General features: G+C 65.1%; 15 protein-coding genes. 12 read left to right on the plus strand and 3 right to left on the minus strand.

What is annotated here, in order from left to right:
• Positions 1-9: 9 nt before the first annotated feature.
• Complete coding sequence (gene sctU / locus U5A56_RS23550; protein WP_257774478.1) at positions 10-1,362, minus strand: type III secretion system export apparatus subunit SctU; 1,353 nt, start codon at positions 1,360-1,362, stop codon at positions 10-12.
• Positions 1,363-1,398: 36 nt separating this feature from the next.
• Between sctU and U5A56_RS23555 the strand changes: the two genes are divergently transcribed.
• The 10 genes from U5A56_RS23555 to sctC all read left to right on the plus strand — a co-directional run bounded on the left by U5A56_RS23555 (position 1,399) and on the right by sctC (position 11,028).
• Positions 1,399-1,860: an HrpB1 family type III secretion system apparatus protein gene (locus tag U5A56_RS23555; RefSeq protein WP_257774476.1), complete on the plus strand. Its 462-nt coding sequence runs from the start codon at positions 1,399-1,401 to the stop codon at positions 1,858-1,860.
• Positions 1,861-1,875: 15 nt separating this feature from the next.
• Entirely contained in the window at positions 1,876-2,307 is a 432-nt protein-coding gene (locus U5A56_RS23560) for a hypothetical protein (RefSeq protein WP_257774475.1), read from the plus strand.
• A gap of 28 nt (positions 2,308-2,335) precedes the next feature.
• Positions 2,336-3,106, plus strand: a complete 771-nt coding sequence (gene sctJ, locus U5A56_RS23565; protein ID WP_257774474.1) for a type III secretion system inner membrane ring lipoprotein SctJ — start codon at positions 2,336-2,338, stop codon at positions 3,104-3,106.
• Positions 3,103-3,819, plus strand: coding sequence for a type III secretion protein HrpB4 (locus U5A56_RS23570; protein ID WP_257774473.1), 717 nt, complete (start codon positions 3,103-3,105; stop codon positions 3,817-3,819). The genes sctJ and U5A56_RS23570 overlap by 4 nt, the downstream gene beginning before the upstream one ends.
• Positions 3,777-4,667 (plus strand): type III secretion system stator protein SctL, encoded by an 891-nt coding sequence (sctL, locus tag U5A56_RS23575; RefSeq protein ID WP_321924805.1) that lies wholly within the window; start codon positions 3,777-3,779, stop codon positions 4,665-4,667. The genes U5A56_RS23570 and sctL overlap by 43 nt, the downstream gene beginning before the upstream one ends.
• Positions 4,664-5,995, plus strand: coding sequence for a type III secretion system ATPase SctN (gene sctN / locus U5A56_RS23580; protein ID WP_257774470.1), 1,332 nt, complete (start codon positions 4,664-4,666; stop codon positions 5,993-5,995). Before sctL ends, sctN begins: the two co-directional genes overlap by 4 nt.
• Positions 5,992-6,483, plus strand: coding sequence for a hypothetical protein (locus tag U5A56_RS23585; RefSeq protein ID WP_257774469.1), 492 nt, complete (start codon positions 5,992-5,994; stop codon positions 6,481-6,483). The genes sctN and U5A56_RS23585 overlap by 4 nt, the downstream gene beginning before the upstream one ends.
• Positions 6,484-6,498: 15 nt before the next feature.
• Positions 6,499-7,329, plus strand: a complete 831-nt coding sequence (sctT, locus tag U5A56_RS23590) for a type III secretion system export apparatus subunit SctT (protein ID WP_257774468.1) — start codon at positions 6,499-6,501, stop codon at positions 7,327-7,329.
• Positions 7,330-7,491: 162 nt separating this feature from the next.
• On the plus strand, positions 7,492-8,940 hold the full coding sequence (locus U5A56_RS23595; protein WP_257774467.1) for a helix-turn-helix transcriptional regulator: 1,449 nt from the start codon (positions 7,492-7,494) through the stop codon (positions 8,938-8,940).
• A gap of 9 nt (positions 8,941-8,949) precedes the next feature.
• On the plus strand, positions 8,950-11,028 hold the full coding sequence (sctC, locus tag U5A56_RS23600; protein WP_257774466.1) for a type III secretion system outer membrane ring subunit SctC: 2,079 nt from the start codon (positions 8,950-8,952) through the stop codon (positions 11,026-11,028).
• Between the two features lie 168 nt (positions 11,029-11,196).
• On the opposite strand, the gene U5A56_RS23605 is transcribed toward sctC, so the two are convergent.
• Together U5A56_RS23605 and U5A56_RS23610 are read right to left on the minus strand one after the other, a co-directional pair.
• Positions 11,197-12,273 carry a hypothetical protein gene (locus tag U5A56_RS23605; RefSeq protein WP_257774465.1) on the minus strand — a complete coding sequence of 359 codons (1,077 nt, stop codon included), beginning with the start codon at positions 12,271-12,273 and terminating at the stop codon, positions 11,197-11,199.
• An 89-nt stretch (positions 12,274-12,362) separates the two neighbouring features.
• Positions 12,363-13,184 (minus strand): hypothetical protein, encoded by an 822-nt coding sequence (locus U5A56_RS23610; RefSeq protein WP_257774464.1) that lies wholly within the window; start codon positions 13,182-13,184, stop codon positions 12,363-12,365.
• A gap of 951 nt (positions 13,185-14,135) precedes the next feature.
• Between U5A56_RS23610 and U5A56_RS23615 the strand changes: the two genes are divergently transcribed.
• Both U5A56_RS23615 and U5A56_RS23620 read left to right on the plus strand, forming a co-directional pair.
• Positions 14,136-17,168 (plus strand): hypothetical protein, encoded by a 3,033-nt coding sequence (locus U5A56_RS23615; RefSeq protein ID WP_257774463.1) that lies wholly within the window; start codon positions 14,136-14,138, stop codon positions 17,166-17,168.
• A 231-nt stretch (positions 17,169-17,399) separates the two neighbouring features.
• Positions 17,400-20,939, plus strand: coding sequence for a hypothetical protein (locus tag U5A56_RS23620; protein WP_257774462.1), 3,540 nt, complete (start codon positions 17,400-17,402; stop codon positions 20,937-20,939).
• Positions 20,940-21,199: the final 260 nt, after the last annotated feature.

Consider the following 21,199-nt stretch of genomic DNA (forward strand, 5'->3'; position numbering starts at 1 on the left):
CCGTGAATGTCAGGTAGTGGCCTCGGCGTCGCTGCGCCGTCCGCCGATGTTTTCGACCCACGCGAGCACTGCGGCGACCGCATCGAACAGCGGTTCGGGAATGGAGTCGTCCAGCGTGACGCGATAGAGCGCCCGCGCGAGCGGGGGATTGCCGATGACCGGAATGCCGCGCCGTGCCGCCTCTTCGCGGATCACGCGCGCCTCCGCATCGACGCCCTTCGCGATCACACGCGGCAGTCCGCATTCGGCGGGGACGTAGCGCAGCGCGACCGCGTAGTGGGTCGGATTCACGATGACCACATTGGCGTGCTTCACGGGCTGTTGCGGTGCCGACGACGCGAATTCGCGCGAGAGCTTGCGGCGCTCGCTTTTGATATGTGGATCGCCTTCCGAATTCTTGTTCTCGCGCTTCACTTCGTCCTTGCTCATCCGGTGATCGCGAATGAAGAGCCACCGCTGCACACCGTAGTCGGCGGCGCCGATCACCAGATAGAGCGTGCCCGCAATGCCGAACAGCTTGCACAGCGTGCCCCACGCGATGCCGTCGATGCTGTCGAGCGGCTCGTATACGACGCCGATCATCAACGGTGTAAGGAGGACGATCGCCTTCCACAGAACCGCGGAAATCACGACCGCCTTGATCACGGTCTTCGCGAGGTCGATCAGCGAGCGCAGCGAGAAGATGCGCTTGAGACCCGACGCGGGGTTGATCGCATCGAACTTCGGCTCGAGCGGCTTGGTCGAGATCTGCAGGCCTACCTGCGCCGCAAGCGCGGCGATGCCCGTGATCGACGCGGCGAGCGCGACAGGGAGTACCAGCATCAATGCGCACGTGCCGGCCTCGACGAGCAGGTCGCGCAACTGCACCCCGGGCGACTCCATTCGGGCGACGTCGAGGCTGCGGTGCATCAGTACGTGCAACTGTTCGGCCATGTGAGGCCCGGCAACGGTAAAGCCGACTGATGCCACAAGCAGGATTGCGGCGAACGGCAGGTCCGTGCTCTTCACGGTCTCGCCGTCGCGGCGCGCATCGCGCAGCTTCTTGTCGGTTGGCTCTTCAGTTTTTTCGTCGGCCATCGCGAAGTCGTCGGGGAGGGGAATTGCGGTCGATTGTCGGCGGCATGCGTCGCTGCGACTCACGTGCGCGGCGAATCGTTGGGTCCGGCACCGAAGCCGGCCACGAATTCGAGCGAGCCCGGGCGGGCCCGCACGCAGCCCGTACCGAAGCCAGGCGCTGCCGAACCCCGCCTTTCGTTCAGTGCGCTCACGTTTCGCCGCAACGGGCGGCCGACGCGGAACGTGGGCGTTACGGTTCACCCCAGCGTCGGCCACCGCGCAGCCGTTTGCCACGTCGGCAGACACGCAGGCACAGGCGTTTGATCTCAAGAGGAGTGCTCCATGTCCCTGACGAAATGCAGTAACCGGCTAGTGTCGGCATTGATCGAGGCGCTGATGTTTGGTGCGAAGCACGGCCATATCGCACAGTCCGAGCGGCTGCTGGCCGCGCTGCACGTCTTGCGTCCCGAGTTCGTCGAACTGCACGCGTACGACGCATGGCTGATGATTCGCAGGCGCGACTTCGCGGAAGCCGTGCGCCTTTTGCGCACGCTCGAGCAGCGCCCTCTGCGCGGCTCCTTCGGCCCTTACGTGGCGGCACTGCTGGCGGTATCGCTGTGCGGACTCGACGACCCGGCGTGGCGCATCTATGCCAACGAAGTGGCGGACAAAAATGAAGACCCGGATTCCGTCGAACTTGTGATGACGCTAATGGGCAAGCACAAAGCCGCGCCGGCGGCCGAGGTGCAAATCGATCGCGGCGCGTTGCAGCAGTTGATGCAGCGCCGCCATCTGCGCGCATAGGCTCGGAGAATCGCGATGAACCCCATGATTCCACCGTTGCCGCCGCTTGAGGCCACGTCCGCCGTCACGCGCGAGGAAGCCGTGAGCCGGCCCGCGGCAGGCGGCGCAGCGGGCGCAAACACGTTGTCCGAGCCCGGCTCGGCACTCGTCGATCTGTTTCGCAGCAAGCTCGATGCTGCACGCCTCGCGCCGCCGAGCGCTTCGCGCTCGCATGGTCCTTCGGCACTGACGGAAGTCGTTACCGAGGAGGACCACGCAGTCGCGAGCCTGCGTGGCGACGTCGACCGTTTTGCCGGCGAGGCCCCGTTGATGACGCCGCAGGAGGCCGTGGCGCAGTCCATCAAGGTGCAGATGCAGGTGTCAGAGATGGTCGGCAAGCTCTATGTCGGCGAGGCGGTCGCGCAGGGCACCAAGGGCTCCGTGCAGACATTGATGAAGAACCAGTAGCCGAATCAGAACGACAGGACGGACCAAGATGGCTTCCTACCTCAAGCTGGCACGCAGGGCCGTGCTGCTGTGTTTCGTCGCGGTGTTGATGACCGGTTGCAGCAAGCAGCTCTTTGCGCAACTGTCCGAGAGCGACGCGAACGACATGCTGGCGGTGCTGCTCGACGCGCGCGTGGATGCGAGCAAGCAAACGGACGACGGTGGCAAGACCTGGAGCGTGGCGGTGCAGAGCGAGCAGTTCGCCCGCGCGATGGACGTGCTGCGCGCGCATGGGTTGCCGCATCAGCGCTTCCAGAATCTGGGCGACATGTTCAAGAAGGACGGGCTGATCTCCACGCCGACCGAGGAACGTGTGCGCTTCATCTACGGCGTTTCGCAGCAACTGTCCGAAGTGCTGTCGCGAATCGATGGAGTGGCATATGCGAACGTACAGATCGTGCTGCCGAACAACGATCCGCTCGCTGCGACGGTCAAGCCGTCATCGGCCGCGGTGTTCATCAAGTATCTGCCGGGCACGGACGTCTCGACGCTCACGCCGAATCTGAAGAACCTCGTCGTGCATGCGGTCGAGGGCCTCACTTACGACAACGTCAGCGTGACGATGGTGCCGGGCACGGCCGCGCCCGAGGCGCCAGCTGCCGTTGCGCCGCGCGTGCCGCCGGAGTGGTTGTGGGCGGGCGCAATCGTTGCAGTGGGCCTGCTCGCCGCGATGCTTGCGTGGCTCGCGCGCCGGTTCGGTTCGGGATTGATGAGCGTGGGCATGCGCTTTCGCCGGCGGGCAGACGGAGCCCCGACGTGAGCGTGGCGCGAGCGGGAGCCGATGCGTTCAGGGCCAATGAGCACACGCCGGCCCGGGCGGAAGCGGAAGAACTTGCGTTTTTGGATGCCGAGATACCGGACGCATCGCGCCTGCTTCAATGGCTCACTGCTTACGAAGCGCGCATCGCGGAAGCGGCGTCGCGTTCCGGCCAAGAGCAGTGTAGTCGCCTGAACGTACCGTTCACGGACGGTGCGAGCCGCGCGTGGTATGTCGCGCGGGATATATGGCTTGGACCGGCCGTGCCCGTCAGTGCGTTCGCCGCGCGTGCGAACCGGCTTGCGTTGCTCGACGGCGCGTGGTCGCGCCGGGTGCTCGCCGGGCGGGCGATCTGGCCGTCGCGTGGGCTATTGCGCCGGATCGTTTCGGGCGCGAGACGCCGCGTGTTGCGCGATGCATTGGGTGAACACGCGTTGACCGTGCTCATGCAACTGGGCCTGAATATCCCTTCGGCTTGTACCGTGCTTCCCGCCGATCTCGCCGTCGATGCACTCGCGCGCGCCGGTCATGCGCTCTTTGAGCGCGACGGCGCGTTTACGCTTGCGCCCGCGCGGACATTGATCAGCGTCGCGTTGGATCACGCCGCCGGTGACGAAGGTGCGTTCGCAAACGCATCGATCGATCCTCACGGGTCCGCGGACTTTCTTCTCGCGTGTGGCGCGCTGTTCCCGGAGTTGACATGGTTATTTGGCTGAGAGGGCCGCAAGGCGGCATTGGCATCGATCGCGATGTGCTGCGCGCGCCGGAACTCGCGCAGCTGATCGAACTCGATCGGGCATCCGCTCATTTCGAGCGCCGCGCGGATGAACTGCTCGCGAGCGCGCAACGCGATGCCGACGCGATCCGGCAGGAGGCGGTCGAAGAGGGCGAGCGCATGCTGCAAGCGGCGCAGACGAAATACGATAACGCTGCGCGGCTCGGCTACGAAGCGGGCCGGCGCCGCGCGTTGTGCGAAGCACATGAGGCGATGCTGCGCGGCGCGGCCACCGAGCGCGATCTCCTGATGGCATTGCGCGAGCGCATCGCCGATGTCGTGATGGGCACGATCACGCGAGTGCTCGGCGAAGCGGACCGCGACGCGCTGTTCGCTCAGATTGCCGCGAGTATCTCGCGCAGCCTTGAAGATACGTCGTTTCTGACGGTGCGCGTCGCCGCATGCGATGTCGAGGACGCGACACGCGCATTTCGACGCGCGTCCGAGGAACACCGCTGGCCGGTCAATCCGGACGTGGTGAGTGATGGCGCGGTGGAACCCGGCAGCTGTGTGTGCGAGTGGGACCATGGTCTGATCGAGGCCGGCTTGCCTTCGCAACTGCGCGCGCTTGCCGCCGCGATCCGGCGCGTCGCGCGCACGGAAGTAGAGAGCAGTCGAGTCGTTGCGGATGCGCCGCTGTTTGCCGAACGCACGATGCCCGACGCGAGCGGCGATGCGCTTGCCGACTTCCCGTGCGACGCCCGGGACGGCATGCGGCCGGACGCCGAACCCGACTGGCAAACCGAACTGCACGTCGGCCCGTCCCGCCCCGCCGGAGCCCCGCGATGACCGAGGTCACCGCTTTCATCGATGCGCTGAGCGAGGAGCTTCTGGTCGCCGACGGTGCCACGCGGCAGGGCAAAGTCGTAGAGGCTGTCGGCACCCTGCTGAAGGTTGGCGGACTTGACGCGACGCTGGGCGAGCAGTGCGAACTGCGCGACGCGCGAGGTATGCTGCTGCAACGCGCGGAAGTGGTGGGTTTCACACGCCAGTTCGCGCTGCTCGCGCCGTTCGGCAGCGTGGCGGGCCTGTCGCGCACCACCCGCGTGACGGGGCTTGGACGTCCGCTGTCGGTGCCGGTCGGCGACGCGCTGCTCGGACGCGTGCTCGACGGACTCGGTGAGCCGATCGACGGTGCGGGTCCCATCCATTGCGATGCGCCGCGTCCGGTGATGTCCGCGGCGCCGGATCCGCTGACGCGGCGCATGGTCGATACGCCGCTGCACACTGGCGTTCGCGTGATCGACGGCCTCATGACGGTGGGTGAAGGTCAGCGCGTTGGCATCTTCGCGCCCGCGGGCGTCGGCAAGAGCACGTTACTCGGCATGCTTGCGCGTGGTGCGCAGTGCGACGTCAACGTGATCGTGCTCATCGGCGAGCGCGGCCGCGAGGTGCGCGAGTTCATCGAGTTGATACTCGGCGAAGACGGCATGGCGCGCAGCGTGGTGGTGTGCGCGACTTCCGACCGATCGTCGATTGAACGCGCGAAGGCGGCTTACGTCGGCACCGCGATTGCCGAGTACTTCCGCGATTGCGGGCTGCGCGTGCTGCTGATGATGGACTCGTTGACGCGTTTCGCGCGCGCGCAGCGCGAGATCGGTCTGTCCGCCGGCGAGCCGCCCACGCGGCGCGGCTTTCCGCCCTCGATTTTCGCTGAGCTGCCGCGCCTGCTCGAACGTGCCGGGATGGGCAAGCAAGGTTCCATCACCGCGTTCTACACCGTGCTCGCCGAAGACGAAGAGGGCAACGATCCGATCAGCGAGGAAGTACGCGGGATTCTCGACGGACACCTCGTGCTGTCGCGTGCGATCGCGGCGCGTAACCGTTATCCCGCGATCGACGTGTTGCACAGCCTGAGTCGCGTGATGACGCTGGTCGCGAGCCCCGGGCATTGCGACGGCGCAGCGCGCATGCGCAAGCTGATCGCGAAGTACGTCGATGTCGAGCTGCTGCTGCAGATGGGCGAATATCAGCCGGGCGCGGACCCGCTTGCCGACGACGCCGTGGCGCAGCACGAGACGATCGATGCGTTCCTCGGACAACGTACTGACGAATGGGCCGACGGCGACGCGACGCATGCGTTCGTTGCCGAATTCGCCCAGTTCGGCGACTCATGACGGCGTCCGCGATCCGCAAGTGGCGCACCATCGTCGCGGCGAAGGCACGGCGATGCGAGCGCATCGAGGCCGATCTCGCGCGTGAGCGGCAAGCGCTCGCGGAGCGTCAGACGTTGCTCGACGAAGCCGTGCAGGCGCGCACTGCAGCACAGAACAATCAGGTGGAGCACGAGGCCCGCATCGTATCCCTGCTCGATGGCGCAATGCGTCTGCCCACGTCCCACTATCTGCTTCACGACGCGTGGCGCGGGCCGCTGAAGGAAGCGCTCGACGAGGCGCGCGCGGCCGAGCGCAAGAAGCGTACCGCGCTCGAGCGTCAGCAGGCGCAGGTGGTCGAACAGGCGGCTGCACTGTCCAAAGCCCAAGGTTCGTTCGATGAATGCCGTCGCAAGCTCGACACGCTGCTGCGCGCCGCGGCCGTGGCCGCCGAACTCGCTGCCGACGAGGAAGCCGCCGAAAACCTGCTGGCCCGCCGCCATGCGCGGTAGCCATGAGAGATCGCCATGACGCATGACTTTCACACGTGGGCCGAGGCATTGCTCGGCTGGTTCGAGGCGTATCACGACTTCATCGTCATGATGGTGCTCACGGGCATTCGCATCATGGTGACGTTCCTCCTGCTGCCCGCGACGAGCGACACCGTGTTGCCTGGCACCGCACGCAACGGCGTCGTCTACGTGCTGACCCTGTTCGTCGCCGCGGGGCAGGCCCCACAGGCGTTCGAGTCGATCAGCAGCGCGATGCTGCTGGTGCTCGCCTGCAAGGAGGCGTTTCTCGGTCTGGCATTCGGTTATAGCGCGGCGACGGTGTTCTGGATTGCGCAGTCGCTCGGCACGCTGATCGACGACCTCGCGGGGTTCAACAACGTGCAGATGACCAACCCGCTACGAGGCGACCAGAGCACGCCGGTGTCGACGCTGCTGCTGCAACTCGTCGTGACGCTGTTCTATGTCGGCGGGGGCATGCTGTTCGTTCTCGGCGCGCTGTTCCAGTCGTTCAAATGGTGGCCGACATATGTGCTTTATCCGTCGCTTGCCGACACCGCGCTGACATTTCTGATCCAGCGCAGCGACTCGATCTGGACCGCGCTCGCGAAACTCGGCACGCCCGTGATGCTGGTGCTGGTGCTGGTCGATCTCGGTCTCGGCATCGTCGCGCGCGCCGCGGACCGGCTCGAACCGACTTCGCTCAGCCAGCCGCTGCGCGGCGTGATCGGCGTGCTGATGCTGATCGCACTCGTCGCGGTATTCGCTTCACAGGTCGTCACCGACGTGCGGCTCGGCGATCTGTCTGCTGTATTGGCGAAAGGAATGCTGTCCAATCCAGTACACTGAAGACGCTGAATATTGTTGTGAAGTGTCGTGCCGATTGTTGAGTTTTCGTGAGCGTGATGTCTCTACCATGGTTTCCGTGCCCGGCAATCCGCCGGGACCACAGGTCTCGCAGGGCGAATCGTAGGGTTCGCCGCATCGGACACATCCTGAGGTGGAACCATCATGTTCTCGACGATCTATTTTGCTTTGCTTTCAGGTCTTGCACAGAAGCGCCGTCTGCCCGCGTATGCGACGTCGATGCTCGACGGCGCATCCGAACGCGCTTACTGCCTGGTCGACGATGTGCTCGAGCGGCCGGCGCACAAACTGGTGGAAGCGGACGACGCGCGGCTGGTTGCGGTCGCCGACGCATCGCTTCTGCTCGGCTACGAGCAGGATGCGGAAGAAATGTACCGCCGTGCTCAGAAGATGAACGTAGGTGACGACAATCGCCTGCGCGTGCTGTCGTGCCGCAATGCGGGCTGGCAACTGATGATGCGCGACCGCTACGGCGCGACCGCAAAATGTTTTGCGCGCATCGTCGATGACGACGCCGCGTCGCCGGCCGATGTCCTCGAAGCACTGATCGCCGCGGCGCTCGTGCATCATCAGGTGGGACGTCAGCGCGATGCCGACGACGCGCTACTTCGCGCTGCGGAACTCGCCGACACGCAGGAAGAACCAGGCTGGCGTCTCGTAATCGCGCTGCTCGCCCGCGAGTTTGACGTGCAGTTGGGCATCCGTACGGCGACCACGCTGAGTGACCACGCGTTCTGGAGTTCTGCGCATCTGGCGCGCGCGCAGAGTGCGGGCGATCGCGCCGATCTGACGCGCAAGCTCACCGAAACGAAGGTGTTGATGTCGCCGATGCCTGCGCTTCTTGCGCAGCGGCACGAGTATCTGGAGCGCCTTGCGATGCTCGCGCGCGGCGAACGCATTGCCGTGGCACCGCTCGTCGAGCTGATAAGCCATCCAAAACACTTTCGCGGTGCGGGCCAGGCGTTTCTCGCTAAAATCGATATCGTGCTGGCGAGCCTGGCAGGCGGACTCGACGACGTTGCCGACACGGTGCTCGAAAAAGTCAGCCGCGCGGAAGCCGATACGGGCACGCGCCGCTGCAATTTCGACTACCTGTACTGCGTATCGAAGCTCGCGGTGCGGCGGGGCAATCCGGCCGAGGCACTCAGGCTCTATGCGAACTACGCGTCCGAGGCGCTGCGTTGCCTGCGCTGCGAGACGCATGGCCTCGGGGCGACGCAATCCGCCGCGAGTCGCGCGCTGCCGGCCGACGATATTTCGTCACGTCTCACGGTGAAATATCGCCGCGCGTATCGGTACATTGTCGAGAATCTCGAACGCGCCGATCTGAATACGCGCGAAATCGCCTCGCAGATCGACGTGACGGAGCGCGCGCTGCAACTCGCGTTCAAGCGTTCGATCGGCATGTCGCCGCATGCGCTGATTCGCAAGCTGCGGCTCGAAAGCATCCGTAACGACCTGCTGAACGACGATCGCGTGCAGGGCTCGATTTTCGATACCGCGAGCCGCTGGGGCCTGAAGAGCCGCTCCGCGCTGGCCAAGGGCTATCGCCGCGAGTTCAATGAGTCGCCGTCCGAGACGATCCAACGCTAAGGGCTTGCCATGAATGCAATCGTTTTCGGCCGCCGTGGCGCGGCTTTCCGGGTGCGCATGCTGTGCGCAGCCCTCATGGCAGCCGCCGCATTGCCGGCCCATGCCGAAACTGTCACATGGCAGGGCACTCGCTTCGAATACGTCGCGGATCATAAGGATCTCAAGGACGTGCTGCGCGATTTCGGTGCGAGCCAGCATGTAATGACGTGGATCTCGCCGCATGTCGAGGGCACGGTGACGGGGCGCTTCGACGCTGCGCCGCAGCGCTTTCTCGACCAGATGGCGGGATCGTTCGGCGTGCTGTGGTATTTCGACGGCTCGGTGCTGCGCATTTATGGGGCGAACGAAGCCCGCAGCGCGACGCTCGGCCTGACCCATGCGAGCACCGAGGATCTGCGGCGCGCACTCGGCCGCCTGCAGATCGAGGACCCGCGTTTCCCGGTGCGCTACGACAGCGTATCGCGCACGGCGGTCGTCTCCGGTCCACCGCGCTTCGTCGACCTCGTGACGGATGTCGCGCATCTGATCGATCACGAATCGATTCCTGGTGCGAAGGTCGTTGTGCAACGTTTTCCGCTGCGCTACGCATGGGCGACCGACCGTAGCATTGCGATCAATGGCCGCAGCGTCAACGTGCGCGGTGTCGCGTCGCTGTTGCGCACCCTGTATGGTCAGGGCGTACCGGCCGCCGGCGGCGATGCATCGGGCGATGCGCCGCCGGCACGGCGCGACGCCTACCGCGTGCCGAGCGTGCGCGAGATGCAGGACGACGGCATGACGACGGGCGCGACCCGATCGGCGGGCGGACATCCGCCGCCGTTGCCGACGCTGCCGGGCCTCGGCGCCGGCTCGTCATACGGCGCTCGCGACGACGGCATGGCGCCGCCGCCGTCAGGCGGCATGGTGGACGCAAGCATGGACTCGAATCAGGCCCGTGACGGCGGTGCTGCGCCCGCAGCGGGACGCGCGAGACAGCATGCGGCGCAGGCGGCGCCGACGATCGAAGCAGATTCGCGCAGCAATTCGATTCTCGTGCGGGACCGCGCGGAGAACATGGCCGCGTTCGGCTCTCTGATCGAATCGCTGGACACGCGTCCAGGCATCCTCGAGATCGACGCCAGCATCATCGAGATCACCGATAACGCATTGCAGGAACTCGGCGTCGACTGGCGGCTGCACTCAGGTCACGTCGATATCCAGACAGGCAACGGCCAGCAGTCTCAGACAAGCAACCCGGGCTCGCTCAATCCGCAGGGTTTCAGTAATCCATTCGACGTCGCCAGCGCGGGCGTGCTCGCTACACCGGCGGGCGGCGTGCTGACGGCGGTGGTCGGCGGAGCGGGGCGCTATCTGCTGACCCGTATCAGCGCGATGCAGCAGACCGATCAGGCACGTATCACGGCGAGCCCGAAGGTCGAGACGCTGGATAACGTTGAAGCACTGATGGACAACAAGCAGACGTTCTACGTGCAGGTGGCGGGTTACCAGTCGGCGGATCTTTACAGCGTGTCGGCGGGCGTGTCGCTGCGGGTGCTGCCGTCCATCGTGAACTCGGGCAACGGTGAGCAGATTCGCATGGACGTGCATATCGAGGACGGCAAGTTGACCGACCAGCAGGTCGGGCAGTTGCCCGTGGTCAGCAACAGCACGATTGACACGCAGGCGCTGATCAATGAGGGCGACAGTCTGCTGATTGCGGGTTATTCGGTGGATCAGGACGACCATACGCAGATCGCCGTGCCTGTGTTGTCGAAGATTCCGCTCATCGGCGAGCTGTTCAAGTATCGCAAGCATCAGGGGCAGCGGTTTCAGCGCCTGTTCCTGCTCACGCCGCGTGTGCTGTCGGCGGCCGCGGGTGGCAGGGCGAGTGGTGGCGAGAATGGTGGCACCAGCGGCGGCATGAATGGGACAAGGACTGTCCCAAACATAGGCGTGGGCGATGGCATGGGCCCCGCGGCGCTGCCGCCCGATGCAATGAACTTTCCGCGCGTGCCCGCGATGACTCGTGTCGCGCAGATCTCCACCTTGCCGATGCCGCAGCTCCAGCCACGGCAACCGACGACCTCGGCCATCGACGACAAACCCTGAAACCATGCGGGGCCCAGTGCCTGCGGCCATCTTCCACTGCCTGCGCGACGAAATGCGGCCCGCACGATGTGCGGGCCGTATGTTCATGAATCAAACGAAAGCAGAAGGCGCAAGCAAAGCCAAAGGCAAAAAGCGACGAGACGGCGATGGGCTGTTTGCGCCACAGCCTCAGGCAACGCGCCGGCGATTGTCGGCGAGATAGCTGAGAAGCAGCGTATCGAGCACGCCGGGAGGCGGCCCCGCCTGCTGGGTCTTCCCGTCCTTGTCGTTCTCGTCTTTCTTGTCTTTCGACTTGGCCTCCTTCTCTTTCGAGCCGTTCGCCTTGCTGCTATCCCCATCGGTCTTTCCGTCGCCGTGCCCGTGTCCTTCGGGGCCCGCGTTCTTCGTCGTTGCGGTTTCCATCGAACGCGTTTCATGCGGCCCTTCGGCGCCACGGTGGCCGCCACGGCGTCCCGTGCCGGCGGGGGCAAGCGATGCCAGCATCAGCCCGTCGCCGCCCGCTGCCATCACGGTGTCGGCACCGCCCCCTGCCCCTGCGCCGCCAAGCACCTTGCCGGCCAACTTCTGCGCGCCCTGGCCGGCCTCCATCTCCGTGACCGACTTGACGACCTTGCCGATGCCACCATGCATTGCGGCGGCGATCGTGTTGTCCAGCGCCTCGCTGCCGATATGCGCGGCCGCGAGCGTCGATGCCGCCACGGTCGCGGTGAGCCCTTCCGGCGTGAGATCGGCGGCGACTTCGAGCGCGTCCTCCCCGACCGTCGCCAGGTCGTTCACCATTCCCTTGAAGTTGCCATGCGCGAGATCCTTGATTGCGTTGACCGAGCCCGAGACCACGCCTTCGGCCGACGACACGAGGTCCTGGGCGGCCGCATCGACGCCCTTGTTGACGTCGTTCTCGACGGTCTGGACGCCCTTGTCGACCTTGTTCAGCACCTTATCGAAACCCTTGCCGAGATGCATGTTCTGCAAGCCTGCGAGCGTGGCGTCCGCGCTCGCGGTGGCCGCGTCCGTCGCAGTCTTGCCGACATCATCGGCCGTCTTCAGCAGGTCCTGCATGGCCAGCTTCATATTGCCCTGCATCAGCGCCTCTGTCATGGCCAGTGCGTCCTGCAGCACCTTCTTCAGGTCCTTTTCCAGCGTATGGGCCACGTGCTCGACGCCGTGCACGACGGCTTTAGCGGCTTTCTCGAGGTCGTGACCGACACTCTGGAACGCATGCTTTATCTTCGAAAATATACTCATTACTTGCTCCTCAGTGCGCACGATCCGCCCCGAGCCGCGCGATTCCGACGGCCGCGAGGCTGAGCGTGCGGCGATGTTGATGGCGTGCTTCAGGCCTTCGTCTTGTGCTCGCTCGACGGCTTGTTGAGCATGGACAGCAATTGCGAAAGCAGTTTCAGCAAGTCGCTCGTGAGCGTATTCGGGTCGGTCGAACCGTTCGCGTTATTGGATCCGTTGGTGCTGTTCGCGCCGTCCGTGCTGCCGGGGTTGTTGCTCGGATCGTTGCCCGTATCGTTCGAACCGTCGGTCTGCGAGCCATGAAGCTGCTGCAAAAGCTGGATGATGTCGGACAGCAGCGCCTGGATCTGCGACGCCTGAGCGCCGCCGTTTGCGCCGCCCTTGCTGTCGCCGCCGGCCTGGTTGCCGCCTTGCGCACCCTCCATCTGCTGGAGCAGCTTGAGCAGATCGTCGATGAGTTGGCCCGTCTGCTTGTCGAGACCCTGGCCGCTTTGCGACGATTGTTGCAGCGTATGCAGAATCTGTTGGAGCAGGGACGCGATCTGACTTTGCAGATCGTTCGAGCTGCCGGATGGGGCGGTGGTGTTGTCGGTCGACGGCGCCTGGGTGGAGTCCGGGCCTTGCGTGGAACCCGGCGCTTGCGTCGAGGCGCCGCCGTTGTTGCCGGATGCGCCGCCGCCCTGCGAACCGCCGCCTAGCTTCTGTTCGATGATCGCGAGAATCATTTCGAGCAGCTTTTCGACGTCGTTGTTGCCGAGTTTGCCGCCGCGCTTCAGGTCCGATTCCAGTTGCTGGAGGTCGGCCTGGATGTTGGTGTTGCCGATGTCGTTGCTGATCTTGCTCATGAATAGCCTCTTAACGTACGCGATGAGATATGCGCAGCGGCGTCGGGCTCGCTGCGTGTCGATGTCCATCCTGTTGGCCGCGCGACGGCCGCCTGGCGACGACCGTCCCGGAATCAAGCGTAAGAGAGCCGACAGACCGTCCTGTGTCCGGAAACGAAACAGCTGGTGTAACGGCGAATGAGCTTGTCGAGCGGCCCCGTCGGTCGGGCGGCCAGAGGCCATATCGGTCGCCAGAGAATGGCGATCGGAGCGCGCTCGACTACGCGCCGGTGATCCATCGTCGAGGCTTGCTGCCTTGTCGTACTCGAGAAATTCGCCGGCTCATGGAGGGAAGCGAAAGCCGATCCCGATCGACACGGAAAGTCGTTGGGCCGCTGCGGCCCAGCCCCGGGTTCGTCCATCGATAGCGCCCGTCTCGTGTTTTCTTTCAACGCCGCGCCTTTCGCTCTCGTCGCCGCTCTTTCGCCGGATCCATCAGTTGCGAGCTGAAGCATTCACGAGAATGACATGCACATTCACCCGGAACGCAGGCAACGTTTTGTTGTGAAAGCCGTTCGGTAATGCAAATCGCAATCCAAACAAAAGAAAACGGTTGAGAAGGGAGGAGCGCATTGTTTCGTCGAAGCAATGCCTTGTCGCGACGCGTTGTTGCACATTTCCACAGCGGTCCGGATTGCCCGCGAGCCCAGTCAAGTCGATTGAGCTGCCTTTTCTTCGTTGAAAGCACGGAGCGAAAAAATGCCACGCAAAATCACGTCGTCCCCCGTAGCATCGAGCAGCGCGGCTTCGCCCGGAAGCGAGTCCGAGCACGCCACCCCGCCATCGACGGGCGCGCCCGGCTCGAGCGCGACACGCAGTCGCAGTCGCGGTAGTGGTGGCGTGTTGAGCGGTTTGAACCGAGCGCTGAGGGCCACGTCGAAGACGGTCGCCTTTCCGTTCTACACGAAAACTTCTACGACACCGACGCGAGCCAAACCTGAGCCCAAGGTCGTTCGGGTCGAGGCACCGCGCCCGCGCCGTATGGGCCAGCTGCCGTCACTCGGCCACAAGCACGAGCGCAATATTGACGCGATCGTGCCGCAGGCAAAGTCGATCTCGGCACGCGCGGAGGTCCGGTTTGGTCTGCCCGAAGACATGCGAACGCCGGAAGGTGCAAAGCGTTACATCGGCACCCAATGGCGGCAGGTCGAAACCGATGGGCAATTCACGGCGGCCGATATCGACCGGTTAGCCAGCATGATCAGCGAGCGTCTGCTTTCCATCGACAACGTGGTTGCCACGCAAAGCGCCCATCAGCTCGAGACGCCGGCCGGAGCCGCGGCCGATGGCGGCCAGCAGGCTGCCTCGCATGCGATCCTGGTTTCGGACGCGCTTGCGCAAGCTACCGGCGGGGATCCGGTCCGCGCACGTGCTGCTTTGGAGGCACTGCTCGACAACACGCAGCACGAGAGCCCCCGCGTACGCGCCGACGTGTTTGCGCTGCAGATCGCGCTCGGGGCAACGGGCATCGGCATGGAGACTTTGCTCGCTATTGCGCCGCACGTCCTGCACGACCACGGAGCAGCGGGTGACGCGAACGCATCGGAAATTCTCCGCGAGGCATTCCGGCACGGGTTGCGCGCCGCCGATCAATTGCTGCGCAACAAGCCTGCGGATGAGGCGGGTCCGGCAAGCCTTGAAGAACTCGCGGCGCTGGCCGACAAGGCGCTGCCGGTCGCCGAGCGCGTGCGAACGGACAGCGTGAGCGATATTGCGGCGGAGCCGGCGGCGTCCGAAGTCACCCCCGCGTGGCTCGCCAACCCGGCCAATACGCTGGCGATCAAGGCGCTGCAGGCGGCGAACGTGCTGAGAGCCAACCCGGCCGCGAACTGCCCGCCGCATCAGGCAGCCGCATACATGGCGTGGCGCAATGGATTCGACCGGGAAGGGCCGGGCACGGATCTGGCCAACACGCAGCAACGTTTCTTCAAGCTTTTCACATACGCGGAACGGGCCGCCAGGACCGGGATAGCTCGGCGCGCCGTGTCGGGCTTTCTGGGCAAACAGAAGTCCCCGCTGTCAGCGCTGCAGAACTTCGGCACGGCCGGTATGCTGCTCGGCCATCCGGAGCAGGAGTTCGCCCACTTCACCGGTGCGCTCGCTCCCGTCAAAGAACGACTGGTCGAGGGACTGAAAAGTCCGGCCACGTCGCATGAGTCGAAAATCCGCTTCGCCGTCCGGCTCGCCGCGCTGGAGCAGTGGGAACAGCGCATGGCGACGAAAGGGCTGCGCAGCAAGTTCAAGTTTTCGTCGTCCGATCGCAAGGCCATCGAGGTGCGGGCCCGCGCTGCACTACCCAGTCAGCCCGCGCGAGATCGCGAAAATGACGTGCCCGCGCCGAACCTGGAAGGACACATGCTCGACTTCAATCACAATCGCGATCGCAACATCGCGGCGATCAGTGCCGAAGTGAAAGCACTAGACAAGATGTCTCCGGCGCAACTGGAGACCTGGGCGGCGGAATCATGGGGTGCCTCCGAGCAGGTGCCGGCGTCCGTCACGGAGAAAATCGACGTATTCCGGACGCGTCTTGCAGGTGGCGACATTCGCCCGCAGCGGGGGGAAGCCAATACCCAGCTCGACGCCATCAACGATCTCGTCCGGCAAATGCCGGACGCTTATGACATCCGCTTCAGTAGCGGCGGAATGTTTGGGCTGGCGAGCATACCCTCGGAATCCTTGACTGCGTTTTCGCACCATCTCGGCGTGCCGCACGTGTCGGTGCTGCCGGACGTGGGCTACATCCGCGGACGTCACGCGGTCATCGATGTCGGCTCGAATTCGCACTTCGGCCACGTTTTCATCGGCTCGGACTCGCGCAATTCACTGTATGGCGGCCTGGGAGGCTTCGCCGGGTGGTCGTTCGGCAAAAAGCACAAGCCCGTCTTCAGCGTCGGTGGTTCGCTCGGCCTTCGGCGTAGCTACGACACGGGTGACGCTCGCGGCGTGACGATTCGGACGCGCCGTTCGGACAACGAACAAGCGGGTAGCCCCGATGCATGGCGCAGCACGATGCACGATGTGTTGAATACGGCGCGACGCGCCGGGCCCAACGACGAAGCGCCGCGCAATGCCGAGGAAATGTGGGGTGGGTTGACCCAGCGTTTCTGGAAGGATCCCGCTGTCTCGATCAACTGGACCGACAGCCGAAACAAGACGCACGCAACCACGGCAACCGCCGGTATCACTGCGCGTATCGGCACCTCGCGCACACCTTCGACGAGTTGGGGGCCGTCGCTCGGCGCGAGCCTGAGAAAAGTCTCGAAGGCGCTCAGCAGGACGAAGGACATCGCGGGCACGCATGCGATCAATGTCGCCACGAACAACAGCGGCCGGGGTGTGTCCGTCTCGGCCACGCTCGTCGAAGGGCTTCCCAGTGCTTCGATGCCGCATCACAGTGGACATCTGGCCACGCTATCGTTTCCGTCGCAGCCCTACTTCGGGGTTGGAACGACGCTCCTCTCCACCAATACGAATGCGGCCCTTCGAATCGGCCGCGAGGGTGACCGTACCGTTGGCAAGCACACGTACAAGGATACGGAGTTCGGGACCTTCGACGAGTTGAAGCAATACGTCGACACCCACCGCGCCGAATGGATGACCTCGCTCGGCGGCGACGCCGCGGCTCGCGACAAGCTCGACAAGTGGATGGCGCAAGTCAAGGAAGGGGCAACGGCCGGCAACCTCGTCATGGGCGAGCGCTTGGATATGCACGAGGGAGCCGCACGGAATCTCGATTTCCTCATGCATCGCAAGCAACGTCTGGAACGCCTGACGAAGCCGACGCCAGCTCAGGCGCGTGAGCTCGCGAGGATCGACACCGACATCCGAAAAGTGCTGGGCAACGAGAATAGCTGGCGCAGGCAGTCGCTGTACGTCCTCGAAGCGCTCGGTACCCAACGCACAGTCGGGCTGTCATTCATGCTCAACGCGCAAAGCGCGCAGAGCGTAGCCGGCGTGCGCGAAATGGCCGTGCTTTCCGCTGCCAAAGAGCCGGAAGCCAACCGCACTTGACGGTGATCGGGATGCGTCCCCCCGCGGCGCATCCGCAGGTGTCGAACGGCACAACGTCGTCCGTCCGCCGCGTTTTCGTTGCAGAAAAACACGCCGCGCATCGACGAACGTATCGCGCGTGCCCATGACTCCACGCAGGAGCGGAGGTTTCGCCGCGGTCGACAAGGCTTCGTCGCCTGGCTGTTCATGTCATACGCAGTCCAGATAATCGGTGGAATCGGAGGAGGATACATGCGGCTCACCAACATGATCAGGAATACGGCGTCGATGTTGCGCGGCACGCCGCGCGCGTCGACGACAGTTGCGCCGGCGGCCAGTCCCGCTGCATCGACGGGAGCGGGCGTGCAGCCATCGCAACGATCGTCTCCAGGCGCGCGTGCGGGTGCAAAGGCCGGCTTCGCGGCGACGCGCGAGCGTTTCAAAAGCATGCTCGGGTTCGGCCGTCCGCCGTATGCGACGCGCGATGCTCCGGCCGATCGCCGGGCGCTGGTGGAAACCGAATGGCGTCTGCCGTTTGCGCGCGCGAACAAGTTCGGCCGACCGTTTCCGGCGCACGACGTGCGCATTGCCGCGCAGACACCAGCTCGTCCCGTCGATCCGCCCGGTGACTGGAGCGAGGCAGGCAGGACCAGGCCAGCGCCGGGTTCGAGCGCGTCGGCCCAGAATCGCGCGGCGAAGGCGCACCGGATGCTGGCGAAGGCGGTCGGCAAGTTCACGGAGAAGCGCAAGGGCGAATCGTCGGATGCGGCCTCGACGCGCACAACGAGACGGCCGCGCGATGCGGCCGAACTCGAGCATTGGCTGGACCATCGCGAAGGGCTGGATAGCTGGGTGCGGGAGTATTTCAGTGCGGACGGCAGAAGCGGGGCGGGCGGTGCGAGCGAGGCCAACGACGCCAGTGACGCAGGGCACGTGAATGAAGCCAACGGCGGAAGCCCTGTCGGCGAGATGGAAAGCACCGACAACGACGCAAATCCAGCGCTCACCTCCAACCGACACACGTCGTCCGCGGATCAAGTCACCGCGCTATCCGCGTTGCTCGCGCAAGTGGTGCAGGCGACGGATGCCGCGCGCGGAGTCACGGGCGAATCCTCCTCTGCGCAGGTTGATCCATCCGCTATGGACAGCACGCACCGCTTTGCGCCATCGCTCATGCTCGGCTATGCCGTGCTCTCCGCGCTCGGCGCGAACGAACCGGCGCGCGCGGTAGCGGCATTGCAGGCATTGCCGGAGATCGTGAACATCGAAGGGATCGTGCAGCGGGCCGCGACGTTCGACCTGAATGCCGTGCGTCCGTCCGTCACGACGACGGCGGAGCAGCCGCAACAGAATGGCGATCCCGTTCAGGGAGGCAACGGGAGTGAATCGCCGGTCGACGAAATCACGGCGGAGCCCGACGGCAACGTTCGCGCGACAGACCAGCTCAACCGCACGTCGTCTACCGTTCCCGTCAACCAGGCGCACGCGGATGCATGGCGCATCGCTCGTGCGCTCGCGAACACGCACCTGGGCTTCGACATGCTGAAGAAACTCACGGGCAGCGCTGCATCGACGGCCGACAGTGCGACCGCACTCGCGGTGCTGCAAGCGTGGACCGCGTTGCCCGAGGGGCACGCCGATCTCGATGCGGCGCTCGCCGCCGCGCACGCCACGACCGACGACAAAGGCAATCTCGCTGCGCGCGTGCTGCGTGCCGTGTCGGGCTCTGCGCAGCCGCGCGACGCAGCTGCGCTTTTCGCGTGGCGCCAGGGCTTTCGAAGCGACGCGCCGGGTAGTCCGTTAAAGCAGGCGCAGACGCGGCTGCATCGTTTCGTGACGCGCGGGATGTTGCGGCTCGACAAGGGCAACTGGTTCTTTCAGCGCATGTTCGGCAAGAAGAAGTCGGCGTTGCGCGGCTTGATGCTCGGTTCGTCGGGCGCTGCGCTCGCGTCCTACACGAAGGAGGCGGCCCGTTATGCGGATGCGCTCAAGACGGCCAGCGCGACTTTGGCCGCATCGCTGCGCAGCCCGCGTCTCGCGACAGGCGCACCGGATGGGGAAGAGACGCGCGCGCGCGAAGCTGCGGCCGCTGCACTGGAGGCGATTGCCGCCAGGCCGGCGACGCATATTGGCGACCTTGAACTGGACGAAGCAATGATGGCAGCGATGGAAAATCGCGAGCCGGAGATGAGCGTCGCGCAACACGACGACGCGCCAGCACTGCTCGATGCCGGTGCATTGCGCGAATGTGCGAAGCGCTTTCATGTGCATCGATGGGAAGCGGTAAAGGCCGCGCTAGAGCACGTCGACAAGGTCGGCGAGGCGAAGGCGATCAAGCCCGAGCGCCTGGGCCGTGAGGAAATCAGAAGCGTGATGCGCCAGGTGATCACCGACCTGCAGCAGTCGACGCAGGTGGCTTTCGCGGATGGCGGGCGTTTCGGCTTCAGCACGCGCGGTCTTTCGCTGTCGGTCAACCGTGGGCCGCATCAGCACCTGCCGGTCGGGGGCGAACTCACGCTAGCCCATTACCACACCCGCAGGGCCGTCGTGACCCTGCAGCGCAATAACGTGGGCTTCGATATCTTTATCGGCACCGAACATGGCAAGCGCTCGGTGGGGAGGCTTGGCGCGCGCATCGGCTACAGCAAGCACATGAGCTGGCTTGGCGGCTTGCGGCTGGGCGGTTCGCTGCGCCTCACGCCCTTCGATCGCGAGCAGCGCGAGCCGCGCGGCGTGCTGATCCGCGTCGCGCGCGAGCGTCTCACTGACGAGAATCTCGACTGGGTCGCGATGAAGTACGACGATGCGCGCACCACCGAAACCGTACTCGACATGGTCGATTTTCTGTTCGAGGAAGCGCGCGAACCGGTGCGTGACAAGGGGGCCGAAGCGCCCCTGTTCGAGCGCCTTGCCGCACGCATCGGCGAGCGCACGGATATCTCGATCGGCTGGCAGGACGGCCGGACGAAGGCAACGCGCCAGGGCATTCATGCATCGGCGGGCGCGTCGGTGACCGCGCCGAGTTCGTCGGTCCGTGGCTCCTACGGCCTTGACGGCAATGTGACGGTGGATCTGAACAGCCGCAACGAAACGGCCGTCAACGAAGACACCGGTTCGATCCGCTACGACCGTCGCGCCGTGACGCAGAGCATGCGCGTCTCCGTGCAGGGCACGGCAGGCGCGAGTCCGGGCTGGCACAAGGGCGAACTGACGGGCGGCCTGCCGGGTGCGTCGCCACTGGGTGTCGGCGGCGCACGGCCCGAGCGGCTCGTGGCCGCGCGCGTGATGCTGCCGGAGCGCGAAGGGCGGCTTCTGAATCGCGGCTGCTACGCGGACCAGCAGTTTGCGTCGTTCAATGCGTTTGCGGCGGCCGTCGAGAGTTCGCGCGAGGAATGGATCGAGATGTATTGTCACACGCACGGCTGCGACTATCCCGAGGCGGCTGCGAAGCTCAAACATGACCTCACGATGATGAAGGCCCATCAACGCGTCAATCACACCTTCCTCGTGCGCCGCCGGCTGAAGCCGGCGCAGGCGCGGCGCGGCGACGTCTATCGCGCGCTCGAACGCATGCATGACGCCGCCGCCCACGCCGCGCCCGGCAAGGGCGAAGACTGGTCGCGTCCGCTCGACGCGATGTTGCGCGAGCGCGCGTCGTGGCTGCCGGAACGCATTGCCGTGAGCGAAGTGACGGGGCGTGTGCGCAGCACACCGGGCTTGCGCCTGCCGATCGGCGGCGTCGCATCGGAGAGCGTGCTCGCGCAACGCGAGCTGATGCGCTCGAAAGCGTGAGCGCTGGGGCATCTGGTGTGGATCAGATGATGGACGAGGTCGACAATCATCGTCGCAGCGGAAATCGCAAAGCGCGCGGATCTGATGTGGACACGCACGTCGACGGATACCGCGCTCGTGCTGAACTTCGCCACTCTATCGGGTGCGGCACGTGATCGTCTCGACCAGATGGTGAGGCGACCGCACCTGGGCGATTCGTCGAGCCCCGCAGACATTGCTGCTGAAAGTCGCAAATGGAATGCGTCACCCCTTCCCGCTTG

This window comes from Burkholderia sp. BCC1998, from assembly GCF_905339875.1.
Taxonomy (GTDB): domain Bacteria; phylum Pseudomonadota; class Gammaproteobacteria; order Burkholderiales; family Burkholderiaceae; genus Burkholderia.